Annotated in this window: 17 protein-coding genes; 14 read left to right on the forward strand and 3 right to left on the reverse strand. The window is 69.3% G+C overall.

What is annotated here, in order from left to right:
• Window positions 1–559: 559 nt before the first annotated feature.
• Together WMF22_RS29275 and WMF22_RS29280 are read left to right on the forward strand one after the other, a co-directional pair.
• Window positions 560–1684: a glycosyltransferase gene (locus WMF22_RS29275; protein WP_438031912.1), complete on the forward strand. Its 1125-nt coding sequence runs from the start codon at window positions 560–562 to the stop codon at window positions 1682–1684.
• 770 nt (window positions 1685–2454) lie between these two features.
• Complete coding sequence (locus WMF22_RS29280) at window positions 2455–2784, forward strand: hypothetical protein (RefSeq protein ID WP_438031913.1); 330 nt, start codon at window positions 2455–2457, stop codon at window positions 2782–2784.
• A 55-nt stretch (window positions 2785–2839) separates the two neighbouring features.
• On the opposite strand, the gene WMF22_RS29285 is transcribed toward WMF22_RS29280, so the two are convergent.
• The gene (locus WMF22_RS29285; protein ID WP_438031914.1) at window positions 2840–3598 is read right to left on the reverse strand and encodes an SDR family oxidoreductase; all 759 of its coding nucleotides are present in this window, start codon (window positions 3596–3598) and stop codon (window positions 2840–2842) included.
• A 158-nt stretch (window positions 3599–3756) separates the two neighbouring features.
• Complete coding sequence (locus WMF22_RS29290; protein ID WP_437293311.1) at window positions 3757–4791, reverse strand: zinc-dependent alcohol dehydrogenase; 1035 nt, start codon at window positions 4789–4791, stop codon at window positions 3757–3759.
• 136 nt (window positions 4792–4927) lie between these two features.
• Here WMF22_RS29290 and WMF22_RS29295 point away from each other — a divergent pair, with 136 nt between their 5' ends.
• From WMF22_RS29295 to WMF22_RS29305, 3 genes are all read left to right on the forward strand, one after another.
• Window positions 4928–6445 (forward strand): xylulokinase, encoded by a 1518-nt coding sequence (locus WMF22_RS29295; RefSeq protein WP_438031915.1) that lies wholly within the window; start codon window positions 4928–4930, stop codon window positions 6443–6445.
• 77 nt (window positions 6446–6522) lie between these two features.
• Window positions 6523–6759, forward strand: coding sequence for a DUF433 domain-containing protein (locus tag WMF22_RS29300; protein ID WP_437293313.1), 237 nt, complete (start codon window positions 6523–6525; stop codon window positions 6757–6759).
• Window positions 6756–7142, forward strand: coding sequence for a DUF5615 family PIN-like protein (locus tag WMF22_RS29305; RefSeq protein ID WP_437293314.1), 387 nt, complete (start codon window positions 6756–6758; stop codon window positions 7140–7142). The genes WMF22_RS29300 and WMF22_RS29305 overlap by 4 nt, the downstream gene beginning before the upstream one ends.
• A 7-nt stretch (window positions 7143–7149) precedes the next feature.
• Here WMF22_RS29305 and WMF22_RS29310 read toward each other — a convergent pair whose 3' ends face one another.
• Window positions 7150–8484, reverse strand: coding sequence for a serpin family protein (locus tag WMF22_RS29310; RefSeq protein ID WP_438031916.1), 1335 nt, complete (start codon window positions 8482–8484; stop codon window positions 7150–7152).
• A gap of 350 nt (window positions 8485–8834) precedes the next feature.
• Between WMF22_RS29310 and WMF22_RS29315 the strand changes: the two genes are divergently transcribed.
• From WMF22_RS29315 to WMF22_RS29355, 9 genes are all read left to right on the forward strand, one after another.
• Window positions 8835–9230 carry a type II toxin-antitoxin system PemK/MazF family toxin gene (locus tag WMF22_RS29315; RefSeq protein ID WP_437301626.1) on the forward strand — a complete coding sequence of 132 codons (396 nt, stop codon included), beginning with the start codon at window positions 8835–8837 and terminating at the stop codon, window positions 9228–9230.
• Between the two features lie 82 nt (window positions 9231–9312).
• Entirely contained in the window at window positions 9313–10053 is a 741-nt protein-coding gene (locus tag WMF22_RS29320; RefSeq protein WP_438031917.1) for a HEAT repeat domain-containing protein, read from the forward strand.
• Between the two features lie 121 nt (window positions 10054–10174).
• Window positions 10175–10639: a MarR family winged helix-turn-helix transcriptional regulator gene (locus tag WMF22_RS29325; RefSeq protein WP_437293317.1), complete on the forward strand. Its 465-nt coding sequence runs from the start codon at window positions 10175–10177 to the stop codon at window positions 10637–10639.
• A gap of 75 nt (window positions 10640–10714) precedes the next feature.
• On the forward strand, window positions 10715–11254 hold the full coding sequence (locus WMF22_RS29330) for a carboxymuconolactone decarboxylase family protein (RefSeq protein ID WP_438031918.1): 540 nt from the start codon (window positions 10715–10717) through the stop codon (window positions 11252–11254).
• Window positions 11255–11382: 128 nt separating this feature from the next.
• Window positions 11383–11937: a hypothetical protein gene (locus WMF22_RS29335; RefSeq protein ID WP_438031919.1), complete on the forward strand. Its 555-nt coding sequence runs from the start codon at window positions 11383–11385 to the stop codon at window positions 11935–11937.
• Between the two features lie 278 nt (window positions 11938–12215).
• Entirely contained in the window at window positions 12216–13646 is a 1431-nt protein-coding gene (locus tag WMF22_RS29340) for an SPFH domain-containing protein (protein ID WP_438031920.1), read from the forward strand.
• Between the two features lie 155 nt (window positions 13647–13801).
• Complete coding sequence (locus WMF22_RS29345; protein ID WP_437293321.1) at window positions 13802–14176, forward strand: hypothetical protein; 375 nt, start codon at window positions 13802–13804, stop codon at window positions 14174–14176.
• A gap of 108 nt (window positions 14177–14284) precedes the next feature.
• On the forward strand, window positions 14285–14857 hold the full coding sequence (locus WMF22_RS29350) for a hypothetical protein (protein WP_438031921.1): 573 nt from the start codon (window positions 14285–14287) through the stop codon (window positions 14855–14857).
• A gap of 157 nt (window positions 14858–15014) precedes the next feature.
• The gene (locus WMF22_RS29355; RefSeq protein WP_438031922.1) at window positions 15015–15431 is read left to right on the forward strand and encodes a DUF6210 family protein; all 417 of its coding nucleotides are present in this window, start codon (window positions 15015–15017) and stop codon (window positions 15429–15431) included.
• Window positions 15432–15473: the final 42 nt, after the last annotated feature.

Genomic DNA, 15473 nt, shown 5'->3' on the forward strand with positions numbered 1-15473 from the left:
CCGCAAAGCGGCCGGGGTTCACCGCGCTGTGCGGTTGCGCGCTTGATCTCATCGTAGAGCCTAGTCGGGTAGGCCGGGGTCGGCTGCCCCCCGGCCCCCCACAGATCCAGACGTACGGAATTCCCGCATCCGGCTCTTCGGGACACGGGTTTGCTACGACCGGGCAGGAGCGGGGTGCGTGATGCGCGGCTGCGGAAGGGGATACCTCTTCAGCAGCCGGTTCGCCCAGTCGCCTCGCCGCGACCTGCACCAGTGATGCATGAAGCCGAGCAGATCGAACGTCGACGACCACGTCGGCGATGCCCCGCTGCCCGTCCGCCGCCGGCGAATCCGATCGTCTTCATCGGAACACCATTGCACGCATCCTTTCATCCTCCGTCCTCCGCCGAGGCGAGTGCCGCTCGTTATGCCCGAGACACGAGGCCCCGCGCACCGTTTCTCCGCAGAAACCTCGTCATTTGACGCTCGCCCGAGATCATCGTATCTCTCTTAAATGGCAACCGTGAGCATCCCGTTCTCTTCGATTTCTGACACCAGCGGCGTCCTGCGCGGACGCGACATGCTGTGTTTCGCCCACGACTGGACGGGAGATCCGCTCTCCAAGACCCACCTCATGCGCGGGCTGTCGAAGGACAACCGCATCCTCTGGGTGAGCTCCATCGGATACCGCGCGCCCAAGGCCTCGGGCCGCGATTTCCGGCGCATCCTCGACAAGCTCAAGGCCTTCACCGAGCCAGTGCGCGAGGTCGAGCCGAACCTCTTCGTGCTCAACCCGCTCGCCATCCCGGCCTGGGGCAACCCGGCCATGCACGAGGTCAACCGGGAGCTGCTCAAGCTCCAGGTGCGGCGGGCGACGGATCGGCTCGGCTTCCGCAACGTGGTCAACTGGGTCTTCACGCCCACGGCCGCCGTCATCGCCGGCGCGCTCGGCGAGTCGTTCCTGATCTATTACTGCGTCGACGAGTTCACCGCCTTCCACGATGTCCCGGCCGAGCTGATGGAGCTCGAGCGATCCCTCGTCGAGAAGGCCGACCTCTGCATCGTCTCCTCCGAGAAGCTGCTCCGCACCAAATCGCAGTACAACCCGCGCACGGCCCTGGTGCGCCACGGCGTGCAGTACGAGCACTTCCGCGCGGCGCTCGCCCCCAAGACGAAGATCCCGGCCGACATCGCCGCCCTCCCCAAGCCGGTGATTGGCTATTTCGGCCTGATGGCCGACGAGTGGATCGACATCCCGCTCATGGAGGCGGTCGCCAGGCACTTCTCCGGCGGGTCGATGGTGCTGCTCGGCAAGGTGACGACCGACATCTCCCGCCTCACCGCGCTGCCCAACGTCCACGTCCTCGGCCGCAAACCCTTCTCGGAGCTGCCGGCCTACTGCAAGGGCTTCGACGTGGCCATCAACCCCTTCCCTATCAACGAGATGACCCTCAACGCCAACCCCCTCAAGGTCCGCGAGTACCTCGCCGCCGGCCTGCCGGTGGTCTCGACGCGGATCCCCGAGGTCGAGGTGGTGAAGGAGGCCCGCATCGGCGACACGACCGAGGCGTTCATCGAGCTGATCGAGGAAGAGCTGAAGCTGCCCGGCCCGCGCCCGGAGCGGGGCGCGTCGATGCGATACGAGAGCTGGGATGTGAGGATCGAAGAGGTGAGGCGGGCGGTGGCGGCGACCGGGAGATATTGAGTCTCTCGGCGGCGGGAGGCGGCCTCGCGCGCCGACGGCGACCCGCTCCCCGAGGCGCCCCCTCCCGCCGGCCCGAACCTGGTTCCGCCCGCCAGAGGTCCGGCCAGGGATCCGGTGAGAGACAGATCGCTGGCGGGATTTCTGACACGCAGAACCAGGGATCCCCTCGCGCCCGGCGGCGCGCGCTTTCTACGAGCGGATCGACCGCGTGATCCTCCCCTCGCTCGCCGCGCTGGGCGTTCCGGCGTACGAGGCGTGGGCGCTGCGCCTCGAGGTCCCCGCCCAGGCCGAGAATCGCTGAGACGGAACTCGCCATCTCACGCGCGAAACACGCGTGAGATGGGCTCCCCGGTCAGCCCCGCGAGGAGCCGCTCTCCCTCGGCGCGAAGTCGACCCCCTCCGCCGCGCGCCGTGATGGGGCCGAGGTAGCCCAGGCGCGCCGGATTCATTCGATTTACACGACCTGTGGCAGACGCTGTGCGCGCTTCTTTTCATCCTCCTGGCTCGCAAGGCGCAGTCACCACCGAGACTGCACCCCCCGCTGGCGGCGACGCGGCGATGCGGCGATGCGGCGATGCGGCGATGCGGCGATGCGGCGATGCGGCGATGCGGCGACGATGAAAATGCCCTGCTACTCCCGCATGGGACTTCCATATCCCTCGATTCCTGTGTAAATATACCAGATGCTGTCGGCGCTGGATGTCGAGTCGCCGCCGGCAGGATTCTCTTGGTTGCGAACAACGTGTGACCTTACCGTGAGAGGTGTTTCAATGAATCGAGGATCGTCTTCGAGACGTCTGTCCAGGAGCCGCGTCGCGAGCTCCCTGTCCGTGCTTCTCTGCGTGCCCGTGGTGGCGCTCGCGCTCGCCGGTTGCGGCGGCACGGAGCCCTCCTCTTCGTCCGAGTCCGACGAGTCCGCGCCGGACCGGGACGAAACCATGAGCTGGGAGGAGTTCCAGGCGAACGTTTACCGCGACCCGCAGCGCGGGGTCTACCTCATCGACGACGAGCAGGGGCTCAACGACGCGGAGCTGCGTGTCGTCTACGAGCGCTATGTCAAGACCGGGGCGCTCGTCGTGAAGCCGCTCGAGCGGCGCTGACCACGCCCCGCAGGGATACGATCGATAGCTCGCTTTGAGCGTGCCCTCGGATGCCTCACGGCGCGCCAGCCAGCGACAGGGCGAGCCAGTCGTCGAAGCGCGTCGGCATGACGCGCGCGCCGTCGCCCGGGGTGAGCGACCGATCGTCGATCCGGAGACCGAAATAGGGCGCCTCCGCGTCGACGATCACCTCGCGGCGGTCCTTCTTCGCGCTCAGGTACTTGCCGACGAACTCGGCGAGCGGGCGCCTCTCGGGGCCGGCCACCTCGAGGATGCCGTTCATGGGCGCCTTCAGCGTGACGTCGGCCAGGGCGTCGGCGACGTCCTCGGCGGCGATCGGCTGCAGCTGCGCCGACGAGAGGCGGACCCGCTCGGCGTCGGCGCTGGAGCGCGCGATGCCGTCCATGAACTCGAAGAACTGCGTGGCCCGCAGGAGGGTGTAGGGGATCCCGGAGGCCTCGATCAGCGCCTCCTGCGCCATCTTCGCGCGAAAATAGCCGCTGCCGAGCATTCGATCGGTGCCGACCACCGAGAGCGCCACATGGTGTTTGACGCCCGCGGCGGCCTCGGCGGCGAGCAGGTTGCGGCCCGAGGTCTCGAAGAAATCGAGGACCGCCTTGTCCTCGAACGACGGCGCGTTCGCCACGTCGACCACGACCTCGGCTCCCGCGAGCGCTCCGGCGAGCCCCTCGCCCGTGAGGCTGTTGACGCCCGTGGAAGGCGACGCCGCGACGACCTCATGGCCCTGCTGGCGGAGCCTGCGTACGAGCTTCGTCCCGATCAGGCCGGTTCCACCGATAACCACGATCTTCATGTCTTTCTCCCTTGTCGATCACGCGAGCGGCCGGTGCCTTGCTCCTGTGACCCCGCGCTCGCCCTCGATGACGAAGCGGGTCTAGCTCGTGTGACATGGGGCGAAGGAAAAATGACAGCCGCGCTGCCTCGCCTGGAGATCCGGCGCGACGACCCCGATCAGAACGGCGTGTCGCCTTCGTCCGGAACGATGATCGACTTCAGCGCCCCGTCCTGGCAATCCGCCTGCATGCGGAAGCCCTTCTCGGCCTCGGACAGGTCGAACCGGTGGGTGACGATGGACTCGACGTCCACCGCCCCCTCGGCGACCAGGCGGATCGCCCGCGGGTACACGTGCCCCATGCGCCGGGAGAGCTTGATCTTGAGCCCCTTGCGGCGGCACAGCGCCGCCGGCAGCGAATAGCGGTCGCCCTCCGGGATGCCCGCCAGCAGGATCCGACCGCCGATGCGGGCGGCCTCGGCCGCGTGGTGGAAGCCCTCGGGCGAATTCGTCGCCTCGAGCACGAGGTCGACGCCCCGGCCGCCCGTCCACCCCGCGACGGCCTCGAAGCTCGGCGCCACGTCGTGCGCGCCCAGCCGGCGCGCGGCCTCGGCCCGGTACGCGACGGGATCGACAGCGAAGACGCGCCCGGCGCCGGCCAGGCGCGCGAGCTGGACCAGGCAGAGGCCGATCGGCCCGCACCCCAGCACCACCACCGTCTCCTGCACGTGGGGCCGCGCCAGGTCGATCGCGTGGACGGCGACGCCCAGCGGCTCCAGCATCACGGCCTTTCGCACCGAGAAGCCGCGGGGGACCGGCACGACCTGCTCGGGGCGCACCGCCAGCCGCTCCGCCATGCCGCCGTGGAGCGGCGGCGCGCCGAGGAACTCCACGTGCGGGCACAGGTTCACGTGGCCGCGGTGGCACCACTCGCAGCGGCCGCAGGCGTGCGCGGGGTCGACGGCGACAAGCTGCCCCCTCGACAGGCCCAGCGCCGGGTGGTCGTCGACGACCCAGCCGGCGAACTCGTGCCCTGGCACGAAGGGGTCCCGGACCTGCGCCGCGCCGATCCCGCCCTCCAGGTAATAATGGAGATCGCTGCCGCAGATCCCGCAGCCCGCGACCTGGATCGTCACCATGCCCTCGCGCGGCCGCGGAGGTTCGACCTCGCCGAGCCGGACATCGCGGATGCCGTGAATGAACGTTGCGCGCACTGTTCCAGTCTCCCTTTCAAGGCGCCGCCGGCTCCCCGGCGGCGCCGCGCTGGACGATTGTGCCGGCGCGATTCCGTACTGTAGTCTGCGCCCGTGATCGCTTGTCAATCCTGCGTTCCGGGGCGCTGACGGCGCCATGCCGGCCGACCTCGTCCTCGGCATCGACCTGAGCACCACCGCGGCCAAGGCGGCGGCCTTCGACGTCCAGGGGCGCCTGCACGCCGCCGGCCGGGCGCCGCTCTCGCTGGCGCGGCCGGCCCCCGACCGATTCGAACAGGATCCCCGGGACTGGTGGGCTGCCCTGTGCCAGGCGGTCGCCGGCGTCACCGCCACGGTGGACCCGGGCCGCATCGCTGGCCTCGCGCTCGCGCACCAGCGCGAGACCTTCGCCTGCCTCGGTCCCGACGGCCAGCCGCTCCGCCCCGCCATGCTCTGGCTGGACGGCCGGGCGCGCGGGCACCTCGGCGCCGTGATCGACCGCATCGGGCAAGACCGCCTGCGGGCGCTGTCCGGCAAGGCCGCGGACTTCGGCCCGGCGCTGCCCAAGATCGCCTGGCTGGCCAGCGAGGAGCCGGACACCCATCGCCGCACGGCCCTCTTCTGCGACGTGCAGGCGTACCTCGTGCAGGCGCTGACCGGGCGCGCCCGCACCAGCTGGGCGAGCGCCGATCCGCTCGCGCTCTTCGACATCGGCGCGCGCCGCTGGTCCGAGGAGCTCTGCGCCGCCGCCGGCATCACGCCCGAGCGGCTGCCGGAGGCGCTCCCTCCCGGCGCGCCGCTCGGCGCGGTGTCGGCGACCGCAGCGGCGGCCACCGGCCTGCGCGAGGGCACGCCGGTGCTGGCCGGCGGCGGCGACGGCCAGATGGCCGGGCTCGGCGTCGATGCGCTGGACCCGCGGCGCGCCTACCTGAACCTCGGCACGGCGGTGGTCTTCGGCGTCTTTTGCCCCGAGCCGCGGCAGGACCCGGCATGGCGGACCATGACGAGCGCCTCCGGCCGCGGCTACGTGCTGGAGAGCAGCCTGCGCAGCGGGGCGCTGCTCTCGGACTGGTACCTGCGCCGCCAGCTGGGCGTCGATCCGCGCGACGGGGCCGCGATGGCCGCGCTCGAAGCCGAGGCGGCGTCGCTCCCGCCCGGCAGCGGCGGCCTGCTGCTCTTGCCCTACTGGGAGGGCGCCATGAACCCTCACTGGGATCCCGACGCCCGCGGCGCGATCCTGGGCCTCACGGACGCGCACGGGCGCGGCCACGTCTACCGCGCCCTGATCGAGGGCGTCGCGCTCGAGCAGGCCCTGGTGCTGGACCTGATGCGCGGCGCGGCGGGGATCGAGGTCGCGGAGTTCGCCGCGGTCGGCGGCGTGGCCGCGAGCGACCTCTGGTGCGGTGTGATGGCCGACGCGACGGGCGTCGCCATCGAACGGTCCGAGACGGTCGAGGCGGCGTGCCTGGGCGCCGCCATGTGCGCGGCTGCCGGCGCCGGGCTGGCGGAGAGCATCGAGGCGGCCGCGAGGGCGATGCGCGGGACCGCCACGGCGACGTTCCATCCCGATGCCGGGCGCCGGGGGCGCTACGCGGCGCTGCTGGGGATCTACCGGGACATGTACCCGCAGCTCTCGGGGCTGCTGCGCCGCCTCTCGGCCTTCACGAGGGATTAGGCGCGGCGCGCGCTCCGCTCGCGAAGGAGCGAGCCGGGCCGGTGCCATGAGTCCGAGGACAGGGTAACCTCCAGGGCATGGCGACGGAACTGCTTGCAAGGATCACTCAGGACGCTGCAGTGATGGGAGGCCGCCCGTGCATCCGGGGGATGAGGGTCACGGTGGGCACGATCCTGGGACTGCTGGCGGCCGGACACTCCGTGGAGAAGGTGCTGGATCTCTACCCGTACCTCGAGAAGGACGATGTGCTGGCGGCGCTCACGTATGCAGCCTGGCGCACCGAGGAGGTCGAGCTTCCACTGAAGGCGTCATGAAGATCCTCGTGGACATGAACCTGTCGCCAACCTGGGTGTCGTTTCTTGTCGACGCCGGGTTCGAGGCTGTCCACTGGTCTGAAATGGGTGACCCACGAGCGCCGGATCGTGAGCTGATGGCGTGGGCACGCGAGGGCGGATACGTCGTTTTCACACACGATCTCGACTTCAGCATCCTGATTGCCACCACGGGCGCCATCGGCCCCAGCGTCCTGCAAGTCCGAACGCTCAACCTGCTCCCGAGCGCCATCGGGGCCGATGTCGTCGGCCTCTTGCGCCAGTACGCCGAGGAGCTCGACCGCGGCGCGATCGTCTCGCTCGATGGGGCATCCTCGCGGGTCAGGATCCTACCGATCCGACGACGGTTGGAAGGACCTGGCTGACGTCTCCTCACTGCGCGGTCGGATCGTTGACGCGCCCCGCGAAGAGGAGCGCCCCTGTGTACAGATCACGGATGAAGAAGAAAAACGGACGGTCCAGGACGATCGCCGCGGGCTCGTTGAAGACGCCCGAGGCCGCGGAAGATACGGCGAGGACGACCGCCGTCGCCGCCGCGGCCTCGGTCCCGGCCTCGTCCACGTCGATGACCGCCTTGTGGATGACGTCCTGGATCTGGATCCCTCCGTCCTCGATGATGCCCGAGAAGTCGGCGCTGTCGCCAAACGCGACGCCCATGCCGAGGTCCTCGAGCGCCGCCTTGAGAGCGGCCGCGGTGCCGAACGAGAACTTCGGCATCGTGATGTCGACCGACCGCGACTGCAGCGAGGTGATGATCGTCTCGAGCGCCGCGCCGTCGAGCGACTCCGCCAGCGCGTCCGCGGTCCCCTCGGCCGGCAGGACGACGAACATCGAGACCGGGGTGCCCGCATAGGGGATCTCCACCGCTTCCCAGCCGTCGCCGGCGCCGTAGCGCGTCTCCTGTCTACCGTGCATCATCTGGGCGGTGACGCTCGTGCCGTCGCCGCGCTGGAACGCGCCGGGCTTCGTCAAGTCCTCGTCAAACGGCGTGTGCCACGCGGCGTCGAAGTAGATGGCGTTGGTGAGCACGACGCGCGTCTCCGGGGTCACGCTGCCGTTGAGGAGATTCGGAATCTTGCCCTCCGTCTGGTCCTTCACCCACGCGTTGATGAGGCTCTCGGCCTCCTCCGGGGCATTGAAGTCGGCGAGCCGCACGCGCGCCCCGTAGCTCTCGCCGAGCACCGTCAAGAACGGCTGCTCGAGCGCGAGGTCGACGTGCGACCAGATCGCGTTGGCCGTGTGGAGCCGGAAGCCGCCTCCCTCGAACCCGCTCGATCCCTCGGCGCGCTTGTGGAGCTCGAGATCCACGTAGTTGAACGCCGGGTGCAGCCGCTCCTGCGGGAGCTCGAACCGCATCGCCGCGGCCATCGCCTGCTCCGTGGTGGTCCGCGCGCCCGCGTACGTCATGGCGAGCGCCGTCGAGATGCTGTAAGGCGAGTAGACGACGTTCGCGTTCGCGCTGGAGATCGCGCGGCCGAGGTCGAGCGCGAAGCTCGCGTTGTTGCGCGCCAGCAACACCCGATCCTCCTCCGAGACGACCGGGCTCTCGATCCGCGCCGCGTCCGACGGCAGCACGCATCCAGCCTTCTTCTCGAAGCACTCGACGGCCCCGCCGCCCCCTCCCTGCCCCGAGCCGCCCTCTCCCTGGTCCGGGCCACCGCCGCTGCCGCCTCCCTCGTTCGAGCTGCACCCCACGAGAGCCGACATGAGCACGGTCGCCAAGACAATTGATGTTCTCATGATGCCAGGGTTTTGCAGCCTGCGTGCCAGTGCGCTTTTGCGCCGCAAATCGCATGTTTGTCCCGGGGAGACGCGCGCTGCCAGCAAGTCTGGAGCAGATTGTGCCAAGGTGAGCCGTGCACGGTGCTCACGGGTGAGCTTGGGAGCCTCCGGTGACGGCGAAACCGATGGATCGGCGGGGTCGATGCGACTGTGTCGATGCGACTGTGCCTCCTTGCCAGACCCCGTGGTGTGCTGGGAAGGTCGTGCAGCAGGAGCGGGTTGCGCCGAGGTGCGCCACGGACCATCCTTCGTGCCGGCGCGCGAGGCACATGAAGATGGACGAGGGCGCAGGAGAACCGACAGGCACGCGCTCAGCGCGGATCGATCGCGGCGACGTGTTCTGGATAGGGCCCGATGATTCGCGGGGGCCTGTCCCGAGCTACTCTCATCCCCACGTGGTGGTCCAGGACGACGTCTTCAACCACTCGCGGATCACGACCGTGGTCGTGTGCGCGCTGACGTCGAACTTGCACCGGGCGAACGAGCCTGGGAACATCCTGCTCGACGTGGGCGAGGGGAACCTTCCCAGGCAGAGCGTCGTGGTCGTGTCGCAGATCTCCTCGGTCGAGAAGGCCCGCCTGGGCGAGCGGATCGGGTCGCTGTCCGACGCACGGGTGGATCAGATCCTGGCCGGCCTGCGCTTCCAGCAGGCATCGTTCTTCAGGCGGTAGCGAGCGGGTGCACCTCGTGGGGCAGGTCGACTTCACCGAGGCGGCGACGTCGGACGAGCGCGGTTTCTCTGGAGGACGATGAATGCCTCACCACGGTGACCCGGAGGACGACTTCAAGAAGGCGCTTGCGCAGGATCGGGCGCGAATCGATGCGGCGATCGAGCGTCTCTCGGGGGAAGAGCCGAAGCCTGAGCGGTTCCTGCTCGCGCTCGCCGGGGCGTGGGGCCGCCCGGTTCCATGTCGGGCGCCGATCGGAAGGTGGCTGCCGCCGGTCGCCCCGACCGAGCGGGGCGTGAAGAGCGCGGCCCGCTGGGTACATGCATCCAATCCAAACGTCCAGCGAGCCGCCGTCGTCGCCCTCGAGAGAGCCGGGGTGGCTGCGCGGCCTGTTCTGACAACGGTCGCCGATGCCCTCACGAGCAAGGAGCCCACCGTTCGGATCGCCGCGGCCCGCGTCCTCGCGCGCGCTGCGCCGTGTCCCGAGCAGGCTCCGGCGCTCCGTCGTGCGCTCTCCGACGAGCTCTTCACCGTGCGCTGGCTGGCGGTGGAGGCGCTCGCGCGCAGCGGCGACGAACACCCGATGGCGCCGGTCCTCGGGGCGTCGCGTCCACGGCTCGACGCTCGGCTTGCTCCCTATCAGCTCGAGCGCTGGCTGCGCGCGGTCGCCGCCCTTGGACGGGATGCGTCCGCGCTGTGGCCCGAGCTGAACGAGCTCCTGGATCGAACCTCCCAGCTCAGCCAGAGCGACACCTGGTGGCATGAGTCGAGGTTCACGCTCGAGCGACTCGTACGGGAGCTCCGTACGACCCAGGATAACCCCTGACGCCGCCTCCCGCGGCCTCGCCGGTCGATCCCGCCGGCAAGCCTGGCCGCACGAAGCAGCGCGGCGCATCGCACGATTGGTTGCATTGACAATCAAATACCGCGCGGTATGCTCGGCCATCATGCGCGACCAGTTCACCGCCGAAGGGGGGATCGTCCTCGACAACGCGCTCGGCTACTGGGTGGCGCGCGTCTACCTCGCTTCCCGCGCCGAGATGTACCGGCGCTTCCGCGCGCACGGCGTCGAGATCACGCCCGAGCAATGGATGGTCCTCGTCCGCCTGTGGGAGCAGGAGGGCGTCACGCAGACGCACCTGGCCGAGCGCACCTTCCGGGATGTGCCCACGATGAGCCGGATCGTCGCGCTCATGGAGCGCGACGGGCTTGTCGAGCGCCGGCCCGACCCGACGGACCGGCGCGCCCGGCTCGTCTACCTCACCGCGCGCGGGCGAGCGCTGCGCAAGGCCCTGTCGGGCGAGGCCAAGGCCCTCGTGGACACGTCGCGCGCCGGCATCCCGGAGGACGATCTGCTCACGACCCGGCGCACGCTGCAGCGCATCCTCGCGAACCTCGAGCCCAAAGGCTGAACGTAGCCCCGCCCTCCACGCCGCCTTCTTCATCGCCAATTAATTGCATAGACAACCAATTCAGGAGAGACCCGCATGAGCCAGACCGCTGCTTCCCCTCACTTTCCTGCGCACACGCTCGACACGGCGCCCGCGGCGGCCCGCCCCGCGCTGGAGCAGGCCTCGCGGAAGTTCGGCTTCCTGCCGCTGCCCTTGGCGCGCTTCGCGACCTCGCCGCTCCTGGTGCGCGCCTTCGACGAGCTCCTCGCGGTCTTCGAGGGTGCGACGCTCTCGCCGGTGGAGCGCGAGGTCGTGGTGATGGTCGTCGCCGGCGAGAACGGCTGTGATCTCTGCCGCACGATGCACCGCGGGCTGCTCCTCCGCGCGGGGGCTTCCCCCGAGGTCGCCGCGGCGCTGTTCGAGCGAAGGCCGGCGCCCGACGCGCGCCTCCAGGCGCTCGCGGCGTTCACCGAGGCGACGCTGCGCGAGCGGGGCCAGGTGCCGGACGCCGATCTCGACGCCTTCCTCCGCGCGGGCTTCACCGCCGAGCAGGCCCTCGAGGTGATCGTCGGCATCGGAACCTACACGCTGTCGACGTTCGCGAACCGGATGACCCGCTCCCACGCGCTGCGCTGATCGCGACAGGAGCGCGGGGCTCGAGAGCGGAAGCGCCGCGGTGATCTCGCGTTGGTCTCCTTGACAAGGCGGGGGAAGCGTCAGGTACGCTGGCTCTCCACGACAGAAGGGTTCGAGGTAGCAGATAGATGACTGCGCAAATCGGTGACGACGTCGCCTATGCGGGCGCTGACTGGAGCCTGGCGGGCGTGAACGGCGGCGAGCTGTTCGACCCGGCGAGCTACGGACTTCGTGTTCGCCCGGCGAGCACCGCGTGCTGGCGTGGCTTCGTCTGTCGCTATGGGCTTCGCCACAACACCCTGTACCTCGACGGCCTGGACGTCGCGCTCGAAGGCGAAGCTCCTCCCCTGCTGGACAAGATGCCCCAGGAGCCGACGACGCCCCTGGGATTCACGGCCGTCTACGAAGGGATCGGGCTCCACGTCCCGTTCAGCGGCGGCCTGCTTCTCGCGCGCGACTTCTTGCTCGATCTGTATGTTCACATGGGCTTCCACCCGGCGTGGAAATACGCCCACGTCCTCGAGGTGGAGCTCGAGGCGGGACGCATCTCGCGCGTCACCGACTGCTCGAAGCCGATGGCCGACATCCGCAGCCGCATCGCGGGCACGGATGAGCCAGGCCCGGGGAGCTCCCACGAGGACATCGAGGCGTGGGTCGAGCGTGCCTTTTCCCGCAAGTACTGACGTCGTCTCCTGATCCCGGGAGCGTGCGTTGTGGCGGGTGGCCGAGATCGGTGTGATGGCTCGCGGCAGGAGGGGTCGGCCGCCGCCGCGGCCGGGCGACAGCGCTCCATCCTGGACCGGCGCTGCGCTCCATTCCGGATCGGCGCTGCGCTCCATTCCGGATCGGCGCCTCGCCTGTCGCGGGTCGCCGGCGCGCGGCGCGGCCCCGGGACGCCTCCTTCGCCGCCTCTCCTGCCTGGCCCGCTTCCTGCGAAAGCCGTTCTCGCGAGGTAGAGGTCATGACGCACATCGAGCAACGCAGGGTCATCATCCATGAGAACGGGGTGCCGGGCGGCGCCGCGGCGGTCCTCCACGCGGACGATCACGGGACCGGGGCGGCCCATCGCGGGCGGTACGATCAGGGCTGGCGCGCCGGCAAGCCGGCCGAAGATCCAGAGAAGCTCAAGAGATGGGGCCGTGTCAGCGCGAAGCCGAGCGAGTACCTGATTCACATGCGGCGGGGTAGCCTCCGGCCCACCTCCGGTCAGGGCGCCTCGTGCTTCAAGCTCCCGGGCGACAGCGTCGCCATCGTGCCGACCACGGTCCAGAAGCTCCAGTTCACGGCCGACCAGGTCACCCTCGAGAAGGTCGGCGTGGAGATCACGGGGCTCGCCGTCTACCGCATCGCGGAGCCGCTCATCGCGTTCCGGATGCTGAACTTCTCGTTCCCCGAGCGCGCGCAGGAGAAGCTCGAGGCGCTCCTCGTGGACATGTTTGCGGGCGCCGTGCGCCGGCTGGTCGCGAACCTCTCCGTCGAGGAATGCCTGACGCGGCGGAAGGAAGGGCTCGCCAGCGAGCTGATACGAGAGATCGTGCCCGTCGTCTCCGGGCGCGGCAGCGCCGAGGACGCCACCGACAAGGGGTGGGGCGTCCTCATCGATACAATCGAGATCCAGGACGTGCGCATCCTCTCTCCGGCGGTGTTCGGCAACCTGCAGGCGCACTATCGCCAGGAGCAGGAGCGGAAGGCCAGGGAGGCGTCGCTGATCACCGAGCGCGCGGTCCGGCAGGGCGAGGCCGAGGCGCAGCGCGCGATCGAGCTGACCAGGCTCTCCGCCGAGGTCGAGCTGCGCACGCGACGCCAGGAGACCAGCGAGAAGGCCCGGCTCGAGGAGCTCGCCTCCGAAACGCGGCTGAAGGAGACGCGGCTGGCCCACGAGCAGCAGATCGCGGCGCTCACGCTGAGGGCCGAGATCGAGAAGACGACGCTCGAGGCGGAGGCGGCGGCGGCGCGCCACGCGGCGAAGATGGCCGCGAGCGCCCAGGAGATCGACCTGCTCACGCAGCGCGCGGCGATCGCGGGCGCGCGCCGGCTCGTGGCCGAGGCCGAGCTCGCCATCGCCGAGATCGAGGCGAAGAAGGCGCGCCTCACGCAGGAGATCGAGATCGACCGCGCGCGGGCGCTCCGGGAGATTGAGAACACCGTGTCGCCGGAGGTCATCCGGTTGACGGTCGCGCAGCAGATGCCGGCGCTCGCCGCCGCTTTCCAGCAGCGGATGGGAGAGGTGCACGTCACGGCCGTCGATGGCGCCAACCCGTTCGGATACATCGCGGCGGCCGTGGAGGGGGTGATGGGGCTGGCTCGCGCCGCAGGGCTCGAGGTGCCGCCGGCGCGCGCGCCGAAGGCGGAGCTGACCGAGGAGAGCGCGCTGGACGGCAGCCAGCGTTGAGCCCGTCCGCGCCGTCGTCCGGCGTTGGAGGCCGCACGATCACGCGTTGACCGCCTTGACAAGGCGGGGCAGCCGTCAGCTACGCTACCTTTTCACGATGAGTGCGGGCGGCACGACGGGGTGGGGTCGGATCGCGAGAGGAGCTGCGCACAATCATGGGTGAGACGATGCTGACGTTCCTGGGGTCGCAGATTTTCCGCATGCCATTTCTCATCGCCTACATCACGGCGATCGCCCTCGCGTTCTATCGCTATCCGACGCAAGGCAAGCCGGCTCTCCTCGCGGGCTGCGGATTCTCCTTGTTCGTCATGGGCTGGCTCATCAATGCCGTGCACCTGTACTGGCAAATATCCAGTATCCGGAGCGGCGGCGCAGCGCACAAGCTGGTTTTTATTGCCTCCCTGACGGGCTTCGCCTCTCACCTCCTGGAGCTGGTCGGGCTCGTCCTCGTGATGCTCGCATTGTTCGGCGCCAGAAACAGCCCCGCAGGCGGCACCGAGCCAATCGACGCGCGAAACACGCGCGCCTGAGCGAGTCGCTGGAAAGGTAAGGCATCGGGCTGATGTAGTTGCCAGCCCGGGGGACAGCAGGATCTACCGATGATGACACCCCACGGCCCGTCGCGATCAGCAGGCGGAATGAGCAAGACCGCCGTCGCTTTCCTGTTCCTGTTCATCGGGCTCGTGGTGGGGTTCTTCGCCGGAATCGGAGCGACGAAGGCCGGCGCTGCGTTCCTCGAAGATCTCGCGTCGAGCGAGGCGCCCGCCGATCTGGTGCACACCCAGCGCTACGTGCGGCCCGGCTTCTCCTTCAAATACCCGGGAAACTGGAGGGTCGAGGCGGACCCACCGGACAATGATCCCGATCACCACGTGAACGTCGAGAGCCCCGGCTCGTGCATGACGATGATCTTCGTCCTTGACGTGCCGACCGATCCCGCAGACAACGTTCAAGCGCAGATCGACGGGTTCGTCCCCAGGTTGCTCTCTGCGCCCGCACGCACGCCGTTTACCACGTGGGGCAAGTACGCCGGACAAGGCATGCTCCTGAAAGGGAAGCTGCTAGGCGTGAGCGCGGGCTCGGTTCGAGTGTTTTCGCACGCGGACGACAAACGTTCGTTCATCGCGGTGGAGCAATGTTATGACGACGACATGACGCATGTGAAGCCTGGCCTCGAGCTGGTGGAGTCTTCCTTCAGCTTCTCACCTTGAGCCTGCGCCATGGCCCACGGTCTGGAACCATCGCTTCGTGAGCAAACATCGCGGAGCCGGATAGGCCGGATTGCTCACGAACCGTCGCGCGAGCTGCCCAGCGAGCGGCGGCGATCGGCGGCGCGGCGGAGCCGCAGGCGTTCGGGAGGCGAGGACGATGAACAAGATCATCAGGCTATACGACGCAGGCCTCGGCCTGCTCATCCCCTGCCCGAGCGGGGTCATCTACTCGAACCAGACCTGCGGGAACATTTGCATGCAACCCGAGATCGAAGGCGTCTTCGTTCCGCTCGACGCCGAAGACGGGTGGCGCTCCCTCGCGGCGCACTTCGAAGGTCCGAAGTACATGGGCAGCGGCGCGATGCTCGGACTCGACCAAGAGGACGCGGATGTCGTCGACCGCGTCCTGCGCGAGTGTCGCATCGTTGGCATTGTGACCGACCGGGCACGCCTCGTAGACTCGCACGAAGCGTGGGTGCACGTTGTGATAGAAGGCGAATCGGCCTCGGGCCCTTTCACCGGGTTCGGACCGTACCCGCGCCCTGGGATTCTGACTTGGCCCAACTCCGATTGAGGCCGCGCGCTCGCCGGGCGCGCGCTGCTCGGCGGCGAGCGC

This window comes from Sorangium sp. So ce204 (assembly GCF_051526795.1).
Taxonomy (GTDB): domain Bacteria; phylum Myxococcota_A; class Polyangia; order Polyangiales; family Polyangiaceae; genus Sorangium; species Sorangium cellulosum_B.

Bases quoted from the DNA above. Each gene is read 5' to 3' on its own strand.
- WMF22_RS29300 (WP_437293313.1), top strand. From the start codon at position 6,523: ATGGCGACGGAACTGCTTGCAAGGATCACTCAGGACGCTGCAGTGATG.
- WMF22_RS29345 (WP_437293321.1), top strand. From the start codon at position 13,802: ATGGGTGAGACGATGCTGACGTTCCTGGGGTCGCAGATTTTCCGCATG.
- WMF22_RS29285 (WP_438031914.1), bottom strand. From the start codon at position 3,598: ATGAAGATCGTGGTTATCGGTGGAACCGGCCTGATCGGGACGAAGCTC.
- WMF22_RS29315 (WP_437301626.1), top strand. From the start codon at position 8,835: ATGGACGAGGGCGCAGGAGAACCGACAGGCACGCGCTCAGCGCGGATC.
- WMF22_RS29275 (WP_438031912.1), top strand. From the start codon at position 560: ATGCTGTGTTTCGCCCACGACTGGACGGGAGATCCGCTCTCCAAGACC.
- WMF22_RS29350 (WP_438031921.1), top strand. From the start codon at position 14,285: ATGAGCAAGACCGCCGTCGCTTTCCTGTTCCTGTTCATCGGGCTCGTG.
- WMF22_RS29330 (WP_438031918.1), top strand. From the start codon at position 10,715: ATGAGCCAGACCGCTGCTTCCCCTCACTTTCCTGCGCACACGCTCGAC.
- WMF22_RS29335 (WP_438031919.1), top strand. From the start codon at position 11,383: ATGACTGCGCAAATCGGTGACGACGTCGCCTATGCGGGCGCTGACTGG.
- WMF22_RS29280 (WP_438031913.1), top strand. From the start codon at position 2,455: ATGAATCGAGGATCGTCTTCGAGACGTCTGTCCAGGAGCCGCGTCGCG.
- WMF22_RS29320 (WP_438031917.1), top strand. From the start codon at position 9,313: ATGCCTCACCACGGTGACCCGGAGGACGACTTCAAGAAGGCGCTTGCG.
- WMF22_RS29325 (WP_437293317.1), top strand. From the start codon at position 10,175: ATGCGCGACCAGTTCACCGCCGAAGGGGGGATCGTCCTCGACAACGCG.
- WMF22_RS29310 (WP_438031916.1), bottom strand. From the start codon at position 8,484: ATGTCGGCTCTCGTGGGGTGCAGCTCGAACGAGGGAGGCGGCAGCGGC.
- WMF22_RS29340 (WP_438031920.1), top strand. From the start codon at position 12,216: ATGACGCACATCGAGCAACGCAGGGTCATCATCCATGAGAACGGGGTG.
- WMF22_RS29305 (WP_437293314.1), top strand. From the start codon at position 6,756: ATGAAGATCCTCGTGGACATGAACCTGTCGCCAACCTGGGTGTCGTTT.
- WMF22_RS29355 (WP_438031922.1), top strand. From the start codon at position 15,015: ATGAACAAGATCATCAGGCTATACGACGCAGGCCTCGGCCTGCTCATC.
- WMF22_RS29295 (WP_438031915.1), top strand. From the start codon at position 4,928: ATGCCGGCCGACCTCGTCCTCGGCATCGACCTGAGCACCACCGCGGCC.